The following is a 16547-nucleotide window of genomic DNA, read 5'->3' on the forward strand; positions in this document are numbered from 1 at the left end:
CAAAGCGGCGATCAAAGCGGCGATCAAAGCGGCGATCCTGCCGCGCAGATATCGTCGGTCAACCCACGCACAGGTACAAGATCGAGGCCGCCCCGGAGCAATTGGCGGAATTCCCCTGATTTGGCGTTGAACTGGTCCGGAGCTGAAGTTCGAGGTCGTCGATCTGGCGGGACAACACACCCTCGACGGCTGCCGCATCGATTGGTCACACGCTGGCCTCGAACCCGGCTTCGAACGCACGGGCAAGATGGCGACCGATCTGGAACCGGGTCTTGAGTCTGGCGGCAAAAGGGATAGCGGCGTCCTTGGTCAGCACAGAGTTTGGCTCGACCCCGGCGACAACGGGGGGCGCAAGTCCCGATCGATGTAATCACGCTGCCGGTCGCGCGAACTGCCAAACTCGAACATGGTTGTCCGATCGGGGATTTCTCCCGTCAGCGGCCGCTCGAGGCCGTTACCGGGTTTGTGCTGCCGACGAGAATCACGGCGTGGAGCTCAACCGAAGGCAAGTCGACTCAGGGCAGGAAATCGATCCCCACCGCCGCAAATTCCATCGTGTTCTGCGCATCAGTCGAGCCGGTGAAGCGGACGCCCAGCGTGATACCGACGCCCCAAGCCACGTCGGGCTTATTCGGCAGGCTGAAGCGCTCCAGGCCGAACGCCGTCGGTGATAAATTCATGTTGTCCTGCGCGAACACGCGGTTTTCCCCGTCGAAGACGTGTACGTTAGTAATGTCGGCCAGCGTCGAACCCGAGCGCATGCGCACCATCGCCGAGTCGATCCGCAGCCGGTTGTCGTTGACGATCACCGTTGTCGGCACCGCAAAATGAAACCAGTTGGTCGTGTTGGGTTTGCCGATCACGCGAATGAAGAAGCCGGCGCGCCATTCAGACTTGATGTTGCCGGGCACTTCGATCGCCATACTGTGGCCGTGCGCCCACATTGCTGCTTCGAGCATCTGATCCTCCTATTTGATGTCGCCGAGCTTGCGTCCAGCAAGATCGCGAACTTCGCGGAACTGTGTACGCTCCTTCAGCGCCCGGATTTTGGGGCCGAGCACGGGAGAATCGGCATCAACGGCGTGCAAGACCATTTTCGATATGGCCGGGTTTGCCTCATCGATCAGGAGATCGGCAGCTCGGTCGCGCGCTTTGGCCGGTAAATTTTTCAGCCCCGTTGCCGATGCGATCCGCATCAGCTCGGTCGTGCTGCGCGCCGCTTTTACGACGATCTCGTCCGCGTCGCCTATATCGAGAAGGCTGGCGAGATAAACCGCCTTGGTTGCGCGTCCGACATCGCTGCCTTCGGCGATCGCGCGCAATTTGGGCACGTCGCTTGCGTTCAGCTGAGCCGCGAGCTCAGGATATTGCGGCTCTTCATTGTCGAGAGCCTGGCGCAGTTCCTGTTCGGTCATTGGTCAAACCCTTCAGGGAGCAATGGTGAGCGTGCTGTTGTTCATCGTCGTGACCTCACTGCCGATCAGGTCGGGCGGTGGATTGGTGATGTTATTGGTGCCAAGCCCTGTCATGAGTCGGTTATTGTCGCTGACGTGGTTGAGGCCGAGGACGTGGCCAATCTCGTGACCCAGCGTCCAAGTCGAGGCGATGCTTGCGACGACGCAGCCCGGCTGATTGGCCGGATGCGCGGCGCAGCCATTCAGCGGTGGATCCGTCGCCTGCACGAAATAGGCCACGACGTCGTTTCCGCCGACGTTGTTGCGATTGCCAAATAGTGCGTTCTGTTCCGTCGTCGTGTTGCCGCGGGTGCAGCCTCCGACGTCGCAGACGTTGAGCAGCGGCAAGTTGAGGTTCTCGGTGCTCGCGCGCACGACGCGGAAACCGTTTGGTTCATAGACCTCACGCATCGACGCGACCATTTGGTCAATAGTGAAATTTACGGGATTGCTCAGCACCTTGATATGCAGCCGCACCGTATCGTGCAGGGTAAAATCAATGCCGGCAGCGGCAAATTCCATCGTGCGTTGCGCATCATTGCCACCGCCGAAGCGCACGCCTACCGTCACGCCGGTTCCCCACAGCACATCGGGTTTGCCGGGTGCGTTGAACCGCTGAAATACAAAGTTGCCTTGCGGCGACAAGTTTAGCCCATCCTGCACAGCGATCCGATTTTCACCGTCGAATATATGGACGTTCGTCACCGCCGCATTCGCGGAACCGGTTCGATAGCGAAGCATTGCCGAATCGATCTCAAGCCGCTTGTTCTTCATGATAACGGTGGTGGGGATGTGAAAATGGAACCAGTTTGTCGTGTTCGGCTTACCGATCACACGAACGAAGAAGCCCGCGCGCCATGTAGTCGCGATCCGGTCAGGAAATTCGATTTCCATTCCGTGGCCATGAGTCCACATGGCCTGCTTTAGACTTAGCACCATAATTAGAAGTATCCCAAAATAAGCTAATACATGAAATTTAGCAATTTCATGGTACTAGCCGGTCAAGGACGCTTACGACTCGATATTTGTTTCTCGTTATATGCATTACTATCACGAGTAACCGATGAGGAGTCAATTTCCTTGTCTAGCTCTGCTTGCGAGAATAACTCACCTCGTCGTATGCTTACGTCTGTGTAGCGCTCGACGAGCGTCCTGGTCTTAACCTTCAATCGATGCCGCCGACTCAATCGTTTGCCCTAAGTATTTGAGCCAGACGCATACGGCGCGGTTATCCCATAGACCGCCGCAGGCGGTGTGCCGGCACTTGAAGTAGGTCCGGCATTCAAGCTTCCCACCTCCTGACACTCATTCATCGGCTTACGATCGCCCTACGACGCCGATCGAATGGCGGGAGCCGGGACTTTACTGCCGTTCAAGAGCGACCGGCGGAACGTCAGCTGTTGTCTGGAGTAGACATTCGGCGTCTCCCTGAGTGGCGCCGCTCAAAAGTCGGGGCGAGAAGCCACGTGCAATGTCCTACAGCTTTGCTCCCGGACCGAGGCAGATTGGCCGCAAGCTTCACACGCCTCGGCTCAATCCTAAGAAAATTGGCTAAAGACCTTTCGGGATCGAGCTCCTACTGCTGAATCCCGTACCAGTCGCACACCCACGAAATAGTGCGCCTTCAATCCAGGCGCCCCCCCCGATAAGATCGGCGAACCCCGCGTCCTCCTGCCTCTGGAACGATCAACAAGCTGCTGGGCTAATTCAGTCAATAACTCTTCCACGACCGTGGAGATGCCTCGCACGTGCGTTGTCCTAAAAGGCCGGTCCTCAAGGGTCGACCAACGATTGGCCTCCATGGACGCCCGCGGCGTAGGCGCACGATTGAGGCTGGCATGATGGAGCAGCGGCAGGTTCACGCCGATAAGCGTCTCGTCTGACGGTTGGGATTAGCTGCAGGCGTCGCAGCGTCATTGCGCCCGCAGGTGCCAAGGAATGACAGTAAAATATAAGGTAACGGCATAGAAATCGCGAACACTCAATAGGACTATCCACGCCTCTATTCTATGGTGGTTATTTACCCCCCTCTTTCATGGGTATAAATCCTGTTGTTATGCAGTAGTAAAAGCTCCGATAGCCTGCTCCAAAAAAAGAGAGCACAGTCGCGTTATAAAAGCGTTAGTCTTCAAAAGTAAGAGGTGACACATGGCCTTAGCTCTAAATAGTACTTTGCGCTGGATGGCCGCGAGCGATTCAGAGAAGGCTGCCCTCGCAGACATTCAAGGCAACATCCTCGACGGGCACGGCAGGAAGGCCACGCGGCACGTCCTCCTGCGGTTCGGCGAAGACGCCGCCGCGTCCCGGGCGTTCATCCGCGAGCTCGCGCCCCACATCACCTCAACTCTGGAACAGCTGACCGCGGCAAAGGCGTTCCGAGAGCACGGCGTCAGCGGCGGACCGTTCCTCGGCCTACTCCTATCCTCCTCCGGCTATGCCTCGCTCGAAGCGGCGCAGAAGGCGCCGGAGCCGGACGACGGCGGCGCCTTCGTGCAAGGAATGCTCGCAAGGGCGGAACTGCTAGCCGACCCCGACGCGGGTGAACTCGACGAGCCCTACCGCCAGGGCATCGACGCCATGGTGCTGATCGGCGGCAACCCTGACGCCGCGGACAGCTGGGAGTCCACCGAGACCGAGAACGCCGAGACCAAGGTCCTTAACATCCTGCAGGGACGCGCCTACGTCGTTGCGGTTGAAGTCGGCCGGGCAATATTCAAGGATAACGGCACGGACGAGCTTGGCATCAATAAGATCGAAGGCATCGAGCATTTCGGCTACGTTGACGGACGCAGCCAGCCGCTGATGCTGGACGAGCTCGTCGAACGGGAGCGCGACGAGAGCGACGGGATAAGCGTGTGGGATCCTACGTTCCCTCTTGGTCAGGTCCTCGTCCCCGATCCCGGCTCGCCTTCGGCAGAGACCGGCTTCGGCAGCTTCTTCGTGTTCCGCAAGCTCGAGCAGGACGTGGCCGGGTTCAAGGCGCGCGAGGAGGAGATGGGGGAGGACGAAGCTCTAGGCGGGATGGGCGAGCTCATGGGTGCGACCCTCGTCGGTCGTTTTGAGGACGGCACTCCCGTAGTGCTGCAGAGGGACGACGGCGGCGACAACCCCGTTATGAACAATTTCGACTATGCCGGCGACCCCGACGGCCTGCGGTGCCCGCTCCATGCGCACATTCGCAAGACCAACCCGCGGGGAGACAGCGTGCGCCAGTTCGGCGTTAGCTTGGAGGAGGAGCGCTCACACATCATGGCGCGCCGGGGCATGACCTACGGCCGGCGAGACCGCGTGGTGGACCCCACAGATAAACCGAACGGCGGCGTCGGGCTGATGTTCATGTCGTTCCATAACAACCTGGCCACCGGCTTCGAGTTCACGCAGGCCAGATGGGCCAACAACCCGGGCTTCGTTCGCGACGGCACCGGCCGGGACCCCGTGATCGGACAGCGTGGCTCCGCCGCCGCCGAGGACCTGACCGTCCGTACCACTTGGGGAAAGCGCGACGCCGCGACCGCCACGGCGAGCTTCGGCGAGTTCGTGCGCCACAAGGGCGGAGAATACTTTTTCGCCCCGGCGATCAGCACCCTGAGAGCCCTTTAACCGCCGACGTTCCGGCCGGCCGGAGGGCCGCGCCCGGCCGGAACGCTCGATCGCCGCAAGTCGTCGGCGCCCCGCCCTCCGGCGTCGCCCGCACCGGGGGCGAAAGCGACGCCACCGCCATCATGCTGTGTTTTCGCAATTCGGAGATACAAATGAACCGCCACTTGAGATCATCCGGCAAAGCCGGCCTTGCCAAGACGGGCATTCGGAAGACGAGCGTGTTCGCCGCGGCGCTACTCGCAGCAACGGCTCTTCCCGGCTGCTCACGAACGGTATCCTCGGCCGACCTCATCGGCTTCGGCACCGCCGCGGCAGCGCTCCAGAGGCAGACGGATGCGAACTTCGCCAGCGCCGACCGCATCGCGCGTGCGGCGGAGGTGGACCGCTTCGTACGCTCGGGCGCGGTCGGATTGACGGAGAAGCCGTTCCCGCCGGCCGTCCCGCCCGACGTGGCGGCCGCCTGGCGCTCGGCACTCTTCTACCTCGAGCGCTACGGCCTCCTCCTCGGCACGCTTACCGATCCTCAGCAGGGGGCGCAAACGACGGACGCGTTCAAACAACTCGGCGTCGAACTGAATGGCGGCGTCGCGGGCGCTGGCATCTCTCCCGGGGTCGCGGCGGCTTTCTCTTCGCTCGCTGGAGCGCTCGTGCAGGAGGACGCCCGGCGCAAGGCGCTTGGCATCCTGCGCCGCAACGATCCTCACGTGAGGGGGCTGCTCACCGCGATGGCGGAGGCCATCGGAGCCACTGACGGCGAAGGCCTTCGGGGCACGGTTGCCGCCGCCTGGACCACATCCACCGGGGAGCTGCAGCGCACCTACGCCGTCGCAGCAGCGCAGCATGACGAGCCGCGTCAGCGGTCGATCGTGAACGACTACCTGTCCGCGCTGGGGCGCCGTCAAGCGCAGCTGAACGACTTGGCGGCGCTCAGGCATTCGTTCCTTGGCCTCGCGGACGCGCACTCCGCGGCAGCCGATGGCTCCAAACGGCCGGTGGGCGAGCTGCTCGACCTGATCGAAGGAAGGCTAGACGAGGTCCGCGACCTCGCCAAGGACATCGAGGAGGAGGACGCGCGATGAACGACGCAATCAAGACCGGAACCCCGCCGGCCGCCAATCCGGACCTGAAGGCGATGCATAGCTCCCTCGTAGATCTCGTAGTAAAGCTCAACGCTTCGATCGGCGACGCCCAGACCTCTGCCCAGGTCATCGCGATCACCGACGAGATCGCCGAGGTAAACGCGCGTGTCGGCGCCGTGGGCCGCCAACTGCTGACGCAGCAGACGGCGGTGATCAGTCGCGGAGCGGCGACGGTGGCAGACGCAATCCCGGATGTCGAGGCCGCGATCAAGAAGTTCGACGACATCCGCGCCTTTGTCGGCGGCGTGACCAAGTTCCTACGGATAGTGGACAAGGTCATAGACATAGCGAAGACGGCAATCTGATGGCAGCCACGAGGCCGTGGTTGGAATGCCGGCTCGCTCAGCGCGCTTTTGCCTGCGGCGTCTGCGGGCGACAATGGATTCGGCGCAAGTTCCCTTGCCTACCCCCCCCCTCCGGCAAGACCCAACAGTCGACATTCGGGGGCGCTTTTCGCGTTCCCAACTTCGGCCGCTCGTTCACGCCGCGAAAGCACTAATGGAAACAGCTCAGTTTGGGACACCTCTGCCGTTCCTTCGCGACGTGATGAACGGCAGATCTGGCCAAGAGCTGACACCCGGTGCCTTTCTGAGCGGCATCTTAGAATGGCAAATATGATTACGTCATCGGCCTGTCCAGTGTCAGGTAAGAACATGTGAAATTCGCCTTTGATCAATATCAAGCCAATACAATGGCATGTTAGTTTCTTTAAAGATGATTAGCAGATAATGCAGGACATAATCGTCTTTGCTTTGTCATCGGACTCACCTTTCATATCAGAAGTAATCTCAGTTTTTTTAGGGCAGTTTTAATCTCGATATCGATTGGCGCCGGGTGTTCGCGAGTTGTGGCCGTATTTTTTGAATACAGGGGCGGTATCCGCCACCTCTTGCAAATTATCGCGATCGCGATAATAGTTACGAGATGATTCGTTAGTCGAGTCATCCCGCTGCGTATTTGTGCCACATTAGCCGCGCAGCATGTTTTCTGACCGGGGGGGGGGGGATGAGCAAGGTACTTGGAAAGGTCGCGATCCTTTATCTGCAACGAACCTGCGCGTGCAGCGGCTGCTATTCCGATCCGATCGACGGCAAGTGGAGCGCCGCGGTCGAAGCCGCCGAGGACAGGCTCCACGAACGCGCCATCGCGCTGCAGGCGGAACTCGGGAGCTATGATCCCAGGACAGAGCGTGCGATCGCCACTCTCATCGTGCCTGCGCAGCGCGTCGCGCGGCAGTTCATGCGCGTCGCCACCGAATTTCCGCACAGCATCCGCATAATCTCGGGCACGCGCACGTACGCCGAACAGGACGCACTCTATGCGATCGGCCGGACGACTCAGCTCAACCGATCGCCCGTGACCAATGCCAAGGCGGGGCGCAGCAACCACAATTTCGGTATAGCCTGGGACATCGGCATCTTCAGCGCCGATGGTCGCTACATGACCGGCGCGACCAAGGCCGATGTGACGGCCTATCGTAACCTCGCCGCCATGGTGAAGGCGAAGCTGCCCGCGATCGAATGGGGCGGCGACTGGAAGACCTTTCCTGATGCGCCGCATTACCAGCTTCGCACGGGCCTGAGCGTGGCGGAAACGCGGGCACGGTTCGAGGCAGGCAAGGCGCTGGGCTGACGCGACCGCTGGCAACGCGGTTGCCGTCCCTTTTCGATCCCGGGGGGGGCTTGGATGATTTTGAGTCGACACCGACACATGGCATGGGCGATCCTGCCGATCGCGCTGCTGGGCGCCTGCACCGGAAGCGGGCCCGAGCGCGCCTTTCTGGGCTTCGGCTGGCCCAATCCCGCCGGTACCAACCACCTAATTAGGTTCGCACAGGAGCCGCTACGGTCGGATGATCTGGCGACGCTGATCTGCCCCGAGCAATTCGCTGTGGCCGCGACCGTCGGCGCTGCGGATGCCCCCCGCCCCGACGCGTCCGTCGGAGCGCTTGCCTGCTTCCACAAGAACGCGACCGCCGATGCGGAGACGGCGAAGCGGCTACGGAACGACGTCCAGCATATCCTCATACTGCGGTCGGGGCAGAATTGCAGCCTTTGGAAGACGTATCTGCAGCGCGGTGGGGCGATCAACCGGGGGACCTTAAACGTCCTGTCGGTCCTGGCGGGCGGCGCGGGCGCGGTGGTAGAGGGGCAGGCGGCTAGCATCCTGGCGGCCGTGTCAGGCGCCGCCGCGGGCAGCGGCGCCGCGATCGATGCGGCCATGCTCCATGGCCTGACTGAGGGGCCGATCATTCCCAAGGTCGGCGAGGTCCGCGAACTGCTGCGCCACCAGATCGAGGGGCACCAGCGAGACGACCTTGTCACCTACTCGCTGGTGCGCGCACTGTCCGACGCGGTTCGCTATCACGCCGCCTGCAACATCAGTGCCGCCCTTTCGGTGAACGCGCCCGCTGCGGAGTTCGGCAACCAGATGCGGACGCAGACCGCAGTGATAAACGGCGTGCGGCGCGCTACCGTCACAGTCGCCGGAGTTTCCTCTGTCAGCGAGACTCCGCCCACGGCCGACGACGTTAGGCGCGGTGCGACGTTCCTGACCACCGATGGCGACGTCGTCACCGTGTCCGCCGCGCCCACCGCCGCGGGCACGAAGGGCGTCGACTATGCCATGGTCGCGACGGGCAAAGTGACCAACGTCGCCGGTGAGGCGATCGGCGAGTTTGTGGCGAGGATCAACGGCACCGTTCTTGTGAAGGCGAGCAAATGACCGGCCTTGGAAATGATGCGGCCCTCGCCGCTCCGCCCGCCTTCGCTGCCACTTCTGTCCCCGATCCCGCGATCACCACCGCGGCCCCGCTGACGCGCCGTCACATCATCCTCTTCTCGGACGGGACGGGGAACAGCAGCGCCAAGCTGTTCAAGACTAATGTCTGGCGCATGTACGAGGCGCTCGACCTCGGCCCGGCGGCGGCGGATCGCGAGCAGCAGCTCGCCTACTACGACAATGGCGTCGGCACCTCCGCGTTCCAGCCGCTCGCGATCCTGAGCGGCGTGTTCGGCTTCGGGCTGAAGCGCAACATTCTCGACATCTATCGTTTCGCCTGCCGCAATTACCGTATCAGCAACGATCAAGGGGGGGGCGACCGCATTTACGGCTTCGGCTTCAGCCGCGGCGCGTTCACGATGCGGCTCGTCATTGCGCTGATCGCATCGCAGGGGTTGGTAGCGTCGACTAGCGAGGAGGAGCTTCGGCGGTTGAGCGAAGACGCCTATCGATGTTTCCGGCGCGAGTTCAAGCCGCGCCGCCTGCAATGGCCGACACTCGCCTTCCGTGCAGCCCGCGACCGCATCATCACGACCTGGCGTACGTGGCGAAAAATCCCGCTCTACGATCCGAACAAGAACCACCATCCTGAAATCCGCTTCGTCGGTGTCTGGGATACGGTGGCCGCCTATGGTGGGCCGATCGCCGAGATCATCCGTGCGATCGACAACTGGTTCTATGCGCTTAGCATGCCCGACTACAAGCTGAGCAACAAGGTCCGGCAGGCCGCCCACGCGCTGTCGATCGACGACGAGCGCGACGCCTTCCACCCGCTCGTGTGGGACGAACTTCACGAAGAGGACGAGACGAAAGATGGCAAGATCGCGCCGGGACGTCTGAAACAGGTCTGGTTCGCGGGGATGCACGCCGATGTCGGCGGCGGCTATCCTGACGAAAGCCTGAGCTACGTCTCGCTCCTGTGGATGATCCACGAGGCACAGTCGTGCGGCCTGCGCACGCTGGAGGTGATTACCGATCGCTATCGCGCGCTCGCCAACAGCGCCGGGCCGATCCACGACAGCCGGTCGGGGACGGGTGGCTATTACCGATACCAGCCGCGCAAGATCGCCGCCTGGATGACGACAGCCGATCCCGGCAGCCTGTACCAGCGCGATCCCGACAACGTGCTGAAGGACGGAAGCCCTCGCGGTTATCTGCGCGACATCTTTGTCCATGAGAGCGTGGCGGCGCGGATCGCGGGGGGCACCGATCGCTATGCGCCCATCACGTTGCCCGCGCGCATCCAGATCGCCCCGCCCGAACAGGGCGGCGAGACGGTGCCGCAGGCAGACAACCTCGCCCCGAACACGCCGAGCGGATCCGGTGAGGCGGCCGCGCCGATGATCGACCCGGCGTTGCGCCGACGATTCGAAGATCCACGCGGCGGCGACGAGCGCGTGCTGGCGATGGAGGCTGTGTGGGACCTCGTCTGGTGGCATCGGATCGTCTATTTCACGACGCTGTTCGCCACGGCCGCACTTGTTCTGCTGCCGCTGTGGGTCCGGCGTGTGCCCGACCCGCCCGTCCTTGCCGACGGTCGGACGTGGATCGGCGAGATCGTCCGCGGGATCGGCCGCTTCCTGCCGAACTTTCTCGAGGGCTGGATTGAGAAAGTCGCCGCACATTCCTTTTATTTCGTCGTCCTTGCGCTGCTGATCTTCGCGCTGATGCGGGTGAGCGCGGCTCTGGAGCTGACGCTTCGCGACAGGACGCGCTCGATATGGGCGGACACACTCGCGCGTATACCGACGGCGAACGACGCCGCGGTCGGAGCGCCCGCTCCCCGGCTGCGCACCGCGCGCGCGTATCAGCGGTTGATGCAATCGGCGAAGTGGACGTTGCTCCCCGGCCTGATCGGCGCGCTGATGCTCGCGGCGCTGCTGTGGCTCGCGGCAGGGCTTGTTACGCAGGTGCGCCTGCCGACTTTCGAAAGCGACGGTACGCTGTGCGCCAGTCCTGGTCCGGTCGCGCCGCTCGTCGCTGTCCGGCTGGACTTCGAACCAAGTAGGACCTGCGTTCCCGCCAAGCGATCGGTGACGCGGAATCATCGCTATGCGCTGGACCTGACGATCGGAGAGGCGTGGTCGGACGGCAAAACAGCCGCTACGCCCGTCGGCTTGGCAGCGGATGAGTTGCCTCGGGGCGTCGGCTATCTGGGCGTGCCGCTGCGCCGGGTGGTCAATGCGGGCTATCTGCAACCCGCCTATCTGATCCGGTCGCCACGCCTCTGGTGGCAATTGCGCGGATCCATATTCATCGCCCCGCTCTATTTCGCCCGCGATCCCGGCAGCGGCATTTGGCGCGCGACATTCAAAGCACCGCGCGACGGCGAGCTGTTCCTGTTCGCTAACGACGCCGTTCCGCCGTTCGGACAGGTCGACCGATTCTACCGCGGCGGCCGGGGCGCAAATGCGGGATCGGCAACTATCACGATAACGTCCGATGGCGATTGAGCCGGCGACGGGCGAAGCGCGTCGGTCCTTCCTGTCGGGACGCGCGGTCGACGTACCAGAGACGCGCTACAAGGCCGATTTTGAACTTCTGGATCGCTACCTTGGCTTTTCGTCCGAACTGCTGCGTATGGCGCTGGCCGGGATGGCCGCGTTCGGCGCGATCGTTGGGCTGCTGACGAACAACGGGGAGTTCGGGCGGCCGCTCCACGGCCGGGCGTTCGTCGTAATCGCGGCGCTCGCGCTGTCGATGCTGGCGATGTCCGCCGGCTGCGCGCTGCTGCATCGCTACCTGGCGTCGGACGGGATGTTCCATCACCTACGCTCGGCCAAATACCTCGTCGTGCAGGGCGATGAAGATGTCCAGCACGACAAAAGCGCGTTAGCCGGTCTGTCCGCTAGGGTGGAAGCCGACGAGGCGATGCGCAACGCGCGATACAACTGGGCGGGTGGGATCCTGTTCGCCTCGGGCGGGTTCTTGATGGCAGGCGTCGTCCTACTCGGTGCGTCAGTCGTGGTCGTACTGACCTTGTGACAAGTCGGCTTGAGTTTTTAATCCCACGGTTTGATGGTGCAATCCGGTCGTTGGAATACAGGGGGGCCGCGTGGGGTAGGTTCGTCACGGTAGCACTACGACTACACACACAGCTCGAGCAGCAATAAAGCGATCGCAAGCTTCGCGCGCGACGCTAAGTCTGCGCGCTTCGCCCATTCCAGTATCAGACCCACCCGGCCGGTCCCGTAAACAGCGTGATTGTCAGCACCTGCGACTAGACTGACCCATAAGTCGCCATTCGGCCGGCCCTATCCGCTCCCCGAAACCCGCCGTTCATTCACAATCTGATTTCGGCTTGTATCGTCCGAGTTTGACCCGTTGCTCTTCTGCGACAGCTTCCGGTTGGCTTTCAGGCGTCATGCCCGGACTGGCGACCTGAGAAGGGCAATAGTGATGGAAACCGGACCGGCTGCTTTCGGGAGGGCGGGTGGCGATAGCCGACAAGGGGCAGCTGCTGTCTTTCCCGCGAAGGATGGTAAAATGAGAATGGTCGCGTGCTCCCCGTTCACCCTTGGATGAGCGTATCGATAAGCCGATCGTCAGCAGGCAGTTGGCCATCAAGCATCAGCATGGCGAGACCGTGGACGAGCGACCAAGCCCGTAGCGCGTCATTTTCTGACTGATCCGGGCCAGCATCCCTTGGCGAAGCCGCGGCGGCATTGGCCCGCAACATGCGCAACGCCTCTACTTCACCTGTCGCTTGGAGCTGCGCGGACGAGGTGAAGATCAACCGGAAGATGGCCGGATTGGCGAGCGCAAACCGCACATAGGCCCGACCGGTCGCCGCGAATGAGGCGGCGCCTTCCTTGCCGCTGGCGGCATCTCGCTGGGCAGTAGCGAGCCGCTCCAGCCCCTCGCGGGCAAGGGCCCGCATCAGCGCCGCCTTGTCGGGGAAGTGCCGGTAAACCGAGGTCGCAGAGACCCCAACCTCGCGCGCCATCTCCCGCAGCGACACGCCTTCCACGTCCCGTTCGGCGAGCAGCCGCAAGCCGACCTCGATCAGCGCTGCGCGCAGGTCACCATGATGATAGCGCTTTTCCATGTTGACACCGTTACCTTCTCACCTATGATCACGGTGTAAACATTGGAGGCGGGCATGGCTAGCGTTCTGGCGACAATAGATGACGGTGAGGTCGAGGAGGGGCAGCGGACGGCGCATCGCTTCCTGACGGGCATCCATCGTCCGATGGAGCAGGAACTGACGCTGACCGAGCTGGAGGTGCGTGGCACCATTCCGCAAACTCTCTGCGGTCGCTATTTGCGCACCGGGCCGAATCCGATTGCGCCCGATCCCGCTTCCTATCACTGGTTCACGGGCGACGGCATGGTGCATGGCCTGGCGATCCGCGACGGCAAGGCGTTGTGGTACCGAAATCGCTGGATCGGATCGCACGCCAATGCAGCTGCTCGCGGTACGACCCCGGCACCGGGGCCGCGTCATGGTCCCAGCGATACGGTGAACACCAACGTCGTCGATCTGGCCGGGCGCGTGTTTGCGGTGGTGGAGGGCGGGAGCTACCCCGTCGCATTGTCCGAGACGCTGGACGAGCAGCACTATGACGATTTTGGCGGATCACTGGCTGGCGCGTTCACCGCGCATCCGCACCGCGACCCTCTGACCGGCGAGCATCACGGCATCTGTTACGAGGGACGCTGTCCCAACGAAATCCGCCACGTCGTGCTCGATGCCACGGGCACGGTGGTGCGCCAGGAGCCGATCGCGGTGGAGCACGGCCCGATGATCCACGACTGTGCGATCACCGCGCGCTACGTAATCATTCTCGACCTGCCGGTGACCTTCTCGCTGGCGGCCCACTTGGCGGGCCAACCGCTACCCTATGCTTGGAATTCGGCGCATCGTGCCCGCGTCGGGCTGATGCCGAAGGGCAGTGACCAGCACGCCATCATCTGGTGCGACGTCGATCCTGCCTATGTCTTTCATGTCGCCAACGCCTTCGACCTGCCTGACGGGCTGGTGGTCCTCGATGTGTGCGTCTATCCGACGATGTTCGCCGGCGAGCCTGGCGGGCCGGACGCGACCTCGCGCGGGCTGGAACGCTGGACGCTCGATCCTGTCTCGGGCACGACCATAGTCGACACCATCGACGCCGCGCCGCAGGAGTTTCCCCGCATCGACGAACGCCGGTTCGGCCAGACGTACCGCTATGCCTATGCCCTGGCCACGCAATCCGATCGCCGCTTCCAGAGCGCAGGCCGGCTCTACAAACACGATCTGGTCGAGGGTGGCCGCGAGGTGCACGACTTCGGTGCTGACCGCCATCCGGGCGAGTTCGTCTTCGTGCCCGCGCACGAGGATGCGGGTGAGGATGAAGGTTGGCTGATCGGCTTCGTCATCGACGAGCGGACGGACACCACAGAACTGGTGATCCTGAACGCGGCCAGATTCGAGGGCGCGCCAGTCGCTACGGTGCGCCTGCCGCATCGTGTCCCGCCGGGCTTTCATGGCAATTGGATCAATGGGGGCAACACACAATGAACACGATCGTCACGACCATGAAGGACAGCACCGGAATGAACCGTCAGACGGGGAGCCGAATCGGCCTCATCGCCATCGAGGCCGGCGTCAATTTCGGGCTCCCCCTGTTGATCTACGATCGGGTGGCGCCGCATTCGGGCGACGTGGTCGCGCTGATGGCGTCCTCGCTGCCGCCCCTTCTCTGGTCGCTAGCCGAGTTCGTCCGCCGTCGGCGGGTCGATGCTCTGTCGATCCTGGTTCTGGCGGGCATTGCGCTGTCGCTTCTCGCCATGCTGGGTGGTGGGTCCGCCAAGTTCCTCCAGCTTCGCGAGAACCTTGTCTCGGCACTGATCGGCCTTGTGTTCCTAGGCTCGGCTGCGATCGGCCGCCCGCTGATCTATCAGCTCGCGCGAGCAGGTCTCGCCCGCAAATCGCCCGACGAGGTCGCCGCGTTCGAAGCCAAGCGGGACACGCCCCGCTTCCGCCGCGTGATGACGATCATGACGCTCGTATGGGGCATAGGCCTACTCGCCTCGTCAGCGCTCGCCTGCGTACTCGTCTTCACGCTCAGCATTCACAATTACATGCTCGTCAGCCCGTTTGTCGGCTACGGCTCTATGGGCGCGCTCGGCCTTTGGACCGTCTGGTACAGACGGCTAGCGCAACGCCGGGCGGCACGCTGACCAGCTAGCATCTTCTCCAAACGCTGCCGCAGCCATATAACGATGCCAGTGCGGCTGCGTACGTTGTTCTATGAAGCAGGCGCGCCACGATATTCGGGGATGCGGGTGCTCGGCCAGCCAGCCATGTCCCGAGCAACGCCAATTGCCCGGCGCCCAGTTGCTCAGCGAGAAGGGACATGGGCAAGGCGGATCGCGACCCTTGGGCGCTGCGCAGCCCGACAAGCGCTTCTTCAAGGCGGCTGACGAGAAGCCTGGAAATCGCCAAACCCGCATCGCCTTGCAGCATCGTTCGAGCGAATCTTCGCTGCTGCCAGAAGTGAGAGATGACCCGCTCCAGTTCGGGTTCCATGTCCGGCTTCACCGTGCATCTCGCGATCGTGCTCAAGTGCGTGTCGAGGCTCTTCGCCAGCAAATCATCCATGCCGGAAAAGTGGGTGTAGAGCGTCGAGCGCCCGACAGCGGCACGCTCCGCCACGTCGTTGACACCGAAGCCGCTGTAGCCGCGTTCTAAAGCAAGGTCCGCAAACGCGGCCGTCAGCGCAGCACGGCTCCGGCGAGCCCTTCGATCGCCACTCGGGCCTTCAGGCAAGTTCCCCTTGATGTCGGGCAAAACCGCTCTCCGTTTGCTTCGGGACAGATCGACGTGATCGTCCAGTATCTTTCTCACGCAATCTCTTAGCAGGGCCATCATAACAAGGAGCCAAAAATGACTGCTGAGACCCATTCTCCCGAACGATCACCGCGTGGGGATGTCTTCACCGCATCCGGCATCGCCGTATTGATCGTTCTCATGCTGGTGATGGTCATGCACCATCCAGCCGCTCGGCAGGCAGATGCCAGGCATCCGCCGATCGCATGGTTCATGGAACGCTGGCAGCGGCAATGACAGTGATGACGTCGTTCATGCTAGGCTTTGCCGCGCGGCTCGGCTTCGCCCGTCCTCATGTTCTGCTCGGCGCAGTTTCATCGGCGCTTGCTTTGGTCCTGATCTGCGTTGCCGTGTTGCTGGATGGTTTTGTCGCCCCTGCACTTGCAATGCGCTGCATGACCGTCGGCGGAAACTGCGCCAGCGAGGCGGAGGCCCTGCTGAGGTTTGGCGGGTTGCAGATCGAGTTCATGACCCGGCTCGGGCTTGTCGCGCTCGCTGGCGCGACAGCATTATGGTCTGGCGATCTCATCTTGCGAAAGGACGGTGCACGGATTGCTGGTGCCCTCGGGCTACTCTCCACGATGATCCAGCTCGGTATCTTGGTTTTTGGCGGTGAGCGGCTCAATGCCCATAGCCTTGGGCTGATCGTGGCCGCTCAGGCGATATGGTATGCCAGCGTTGGAGCGATTATAGTCTTTAGGCAGGGACCATATGCCGTTGAGCAGAGAGGCTGAACGAATGCCAGTTTCTGGTTAGCGC

Annotated in this window: 16 protein-coding genes; 11 read left to right on the forward strand and 5 right to left on the reverse strand. The window is 62.6% G+C overall.

All coding sequences use genetic code 11. The annotated features are described in order from the left end of the window. Positions 1-515: 515 nt before the first annotated feature. Genes C8J26_RS15175 through C8J26_RS15185 form a run of 3 tightly spaced genes read right to left on the reverse strand, consistent with a single transcriptional unit; the run spans position 516 to position 2393 of the window. A complete protein-coding gene (locus C8J26_RS15175) occupies positions 516-959 on the reverse strand; it encodes a DUF6623 family protein (protein ID WP_146168856.1) in 444 nt (147 codons plus the stop codon). A 9-nt stretch (positions 960-968) separates the two neighbouring features. Continuing rightward, positions 969-1415: a hypothetical protein gene (locus tag C8J26_RS15180; protein WP_107959102.1), complete on the reverse strand. Its 447-nt coding sequence runs from the start codon at positions 1413-1415 to the stop codon at positions 969-971. 12 nt (positions 1416-1427) lie between these two features. Then, a complete protein-coding gene (locus C8J26_RS15185) occupies positions 1428-2393 on the reverse strand; it encodes a DUF6623 family protein (RefSeq protein ID WP_341871506.1) in 966 nt (321 codons plus the stop codon). A 1209-nt stretch (positions 2394-3602) separates the two neighbouring features. On the opposite strand from C8J26_RS15185, the gene C8J26_RS15190 reads away from it, so the two are divergent. From C8J26_RS15190 to C8J26_RS15220, 7 genes are all read left to right on the forward strand, one after another. Beyond that, entirely contained in the window at positions 3603-5054 is a 1452-nt protein-coding gene (locus C8J26_RS15190) for a Dyp-type peroxidase (RefSeq protein ID WP_208631408.1), read from the forward strand. A 152-nt stretch (positions 5055-5206) separates the two neighbouring features. Beyond that, the gene (locus tag C8J26_RS15195) at positions 5207-6133 is read left to right on the forward strand and encodes a hypothetical protein (protein WP_107959105.1); all 927 of its coding nucleotides are present in this window, start codon (positions 5207-5209) and stop codon (positions 6131-6133) included. Next, positions 6130-6498, forward strand: coding sequence for a hypothetical protein (locus C8J26_RS15200; protein ID WP_107959106.1), 369 nt, complete (start codon positions 6130-6132; stop codon positions 6496-6498). Before C8J26_RS15195 ends, C8J26_RS15200 begins: the two co-directional genes overlap by 4 nt. A gap of 700 nt (positions 6499-7198) precedes the next feature. Beyond that, positions 7199-7825, forward strand: coding sequence for a M15 family metallopeptidase (locus tag C8J26_RS15205; protein WP_107959107.1), 627 nt, complete (start codon positions 7199-7201; stop codon positions 7823-7825). A 78-nt stretch (positions 7826-7903) separates the two neighbouring features. After that, positions 7904-8917 (forward strand): hypothetical protein, encoded by a 1014-nt coding sequence (locus C8J26_RS15210; RefSeq protein ID WP_107959108.1) that lies wholly within the window; start codon positions 7904-7906, stop codon positions 8915-8917. Further along, positions 8914-11427 (forward strand): DUF2235 domain-containing protein, encoded by a 2514-nt coding sequence (locus C8J26_RS15215; protein WP_107959109.1) that lies wholly within the window; start codon positions 8914-8916, stop codon positions 11425-11427. The genes C8J26_RS15210 and C8J26_RS15215 overlap by 4 nt, the downstream gene beginning before the upstream one ends. Further along, positions 11417-11959, forward strand: coding sequence for a hypothetical protein (locus C8J26_RS15220; protein WP_107959110.1), 543 nt, complete (start codon positions 11417-11419; stop codon positions 11957-11959). The genes C8J26_RS15215 and C8J26_RS15220 overlap by 11 nt, the downstream gene beginning before the upstream one ends. 526 nt (positions 11960-12485) lie before the next feature. Here the strand turns inward: C8J26_RS15220 and C8J26_RS15230 are convergent. Beyond that, positions 12486-13022, reverse strand: a complete 537-nt coding sequence (locus C8J26_RS15230) for a TetR/AcrR family transcriptional regulator (protein WP_107959111.1) — start codon at positions 13020-13022, stop codon at positions 12486-12488. 54 nt (positions 13023-13076) lie between these two features. Between C8J26_RS15230 and C8J26_RS15235 the strand changes: the two genes are divergently transcribed. Together C8J26_RS15235 and C8J26_RS15240 are read left to right on the forward strand one after the other, a co-directional pair. Then, positions 13077-14477, forward strand: a complete 1401-nt coding sequence (locus C8J26_RS15235) for an 8'-apo-carotenoid 13,14-cleaving dioxygenase (RefSeq protein ID WP_107959112.1) — start codon at positions 13077-13079, stop codon at positions 14475-14477. Further along, a complete protein-coding gene (locus C8J26_RS15240) occupies positions 14474-15139 on the forward strand; it encodes a VC0807 family protein (RefSeq protein WP_244185340.1) in 666 nt (221 codons plus the stop codon). Before C8J26_RS15235 ends, C8J26_RS15240 begins: the two co-directional genes overlap by 4 nt. 4 nt (positions 15140-15143) lie before the next feature. Here the strand turns inward: C8J26_RS15240 and C8J26_RS15245 are convergent, their stop codons facing one another. Then, positions 15144-15830, reverse strand: a complete 687-nt coding sequence (locus C8J26_RS15245) for a TetR/AcrR family transcriptional regulator (RefSeq protein WP_208631409.1) — start codon at positions 15828-15830, stop codon at positions 15144-15146. 15 nt (positions 15831-15845) lie between these two features. Here C8J26_RS15245 and C8J26_RS20180 point away from each other — a divergent pair, with 15 nt between their 5' ends. Then, the gene (locus C8J26_RS20180) at positions 15846-16025 is read left to right on the forward strand and encodes a hypothetical protein (RefSeq protein WP_146168857.1); all 180 of its coding nucleotides are present in this window, start codon (positions 15846-15848) and stop codon (positions 16023-16025) included. Continuing rightward, positions 16022-16522 (forward strand): hypothetical protein, encoded by a 501-nt coding sequence (locus C8J26_RS15250; protein ID WP_107959114.1) that lies wholly within the window; start codon positions 16022-16024, stop codon positions 16520-16522. The genes C8J26_RS20180 and C8J26_RS15250 overlap by 4 nt, the downstream gene beginning before the upstream one ends. The last annotated feature ends 25 nt before the right edge of the window (positions 16523-16547 follow it).

Source organism: Sphingomonas aurantiaca (genome assembly GCF_003050705.1).
GTDB lineage: Bacteria > Pseudomonadota > Alphaproteobacteria > Sphingomonadales > Sphingomonadaceae > Sphingomonas > Sphingomonas aurantiaca.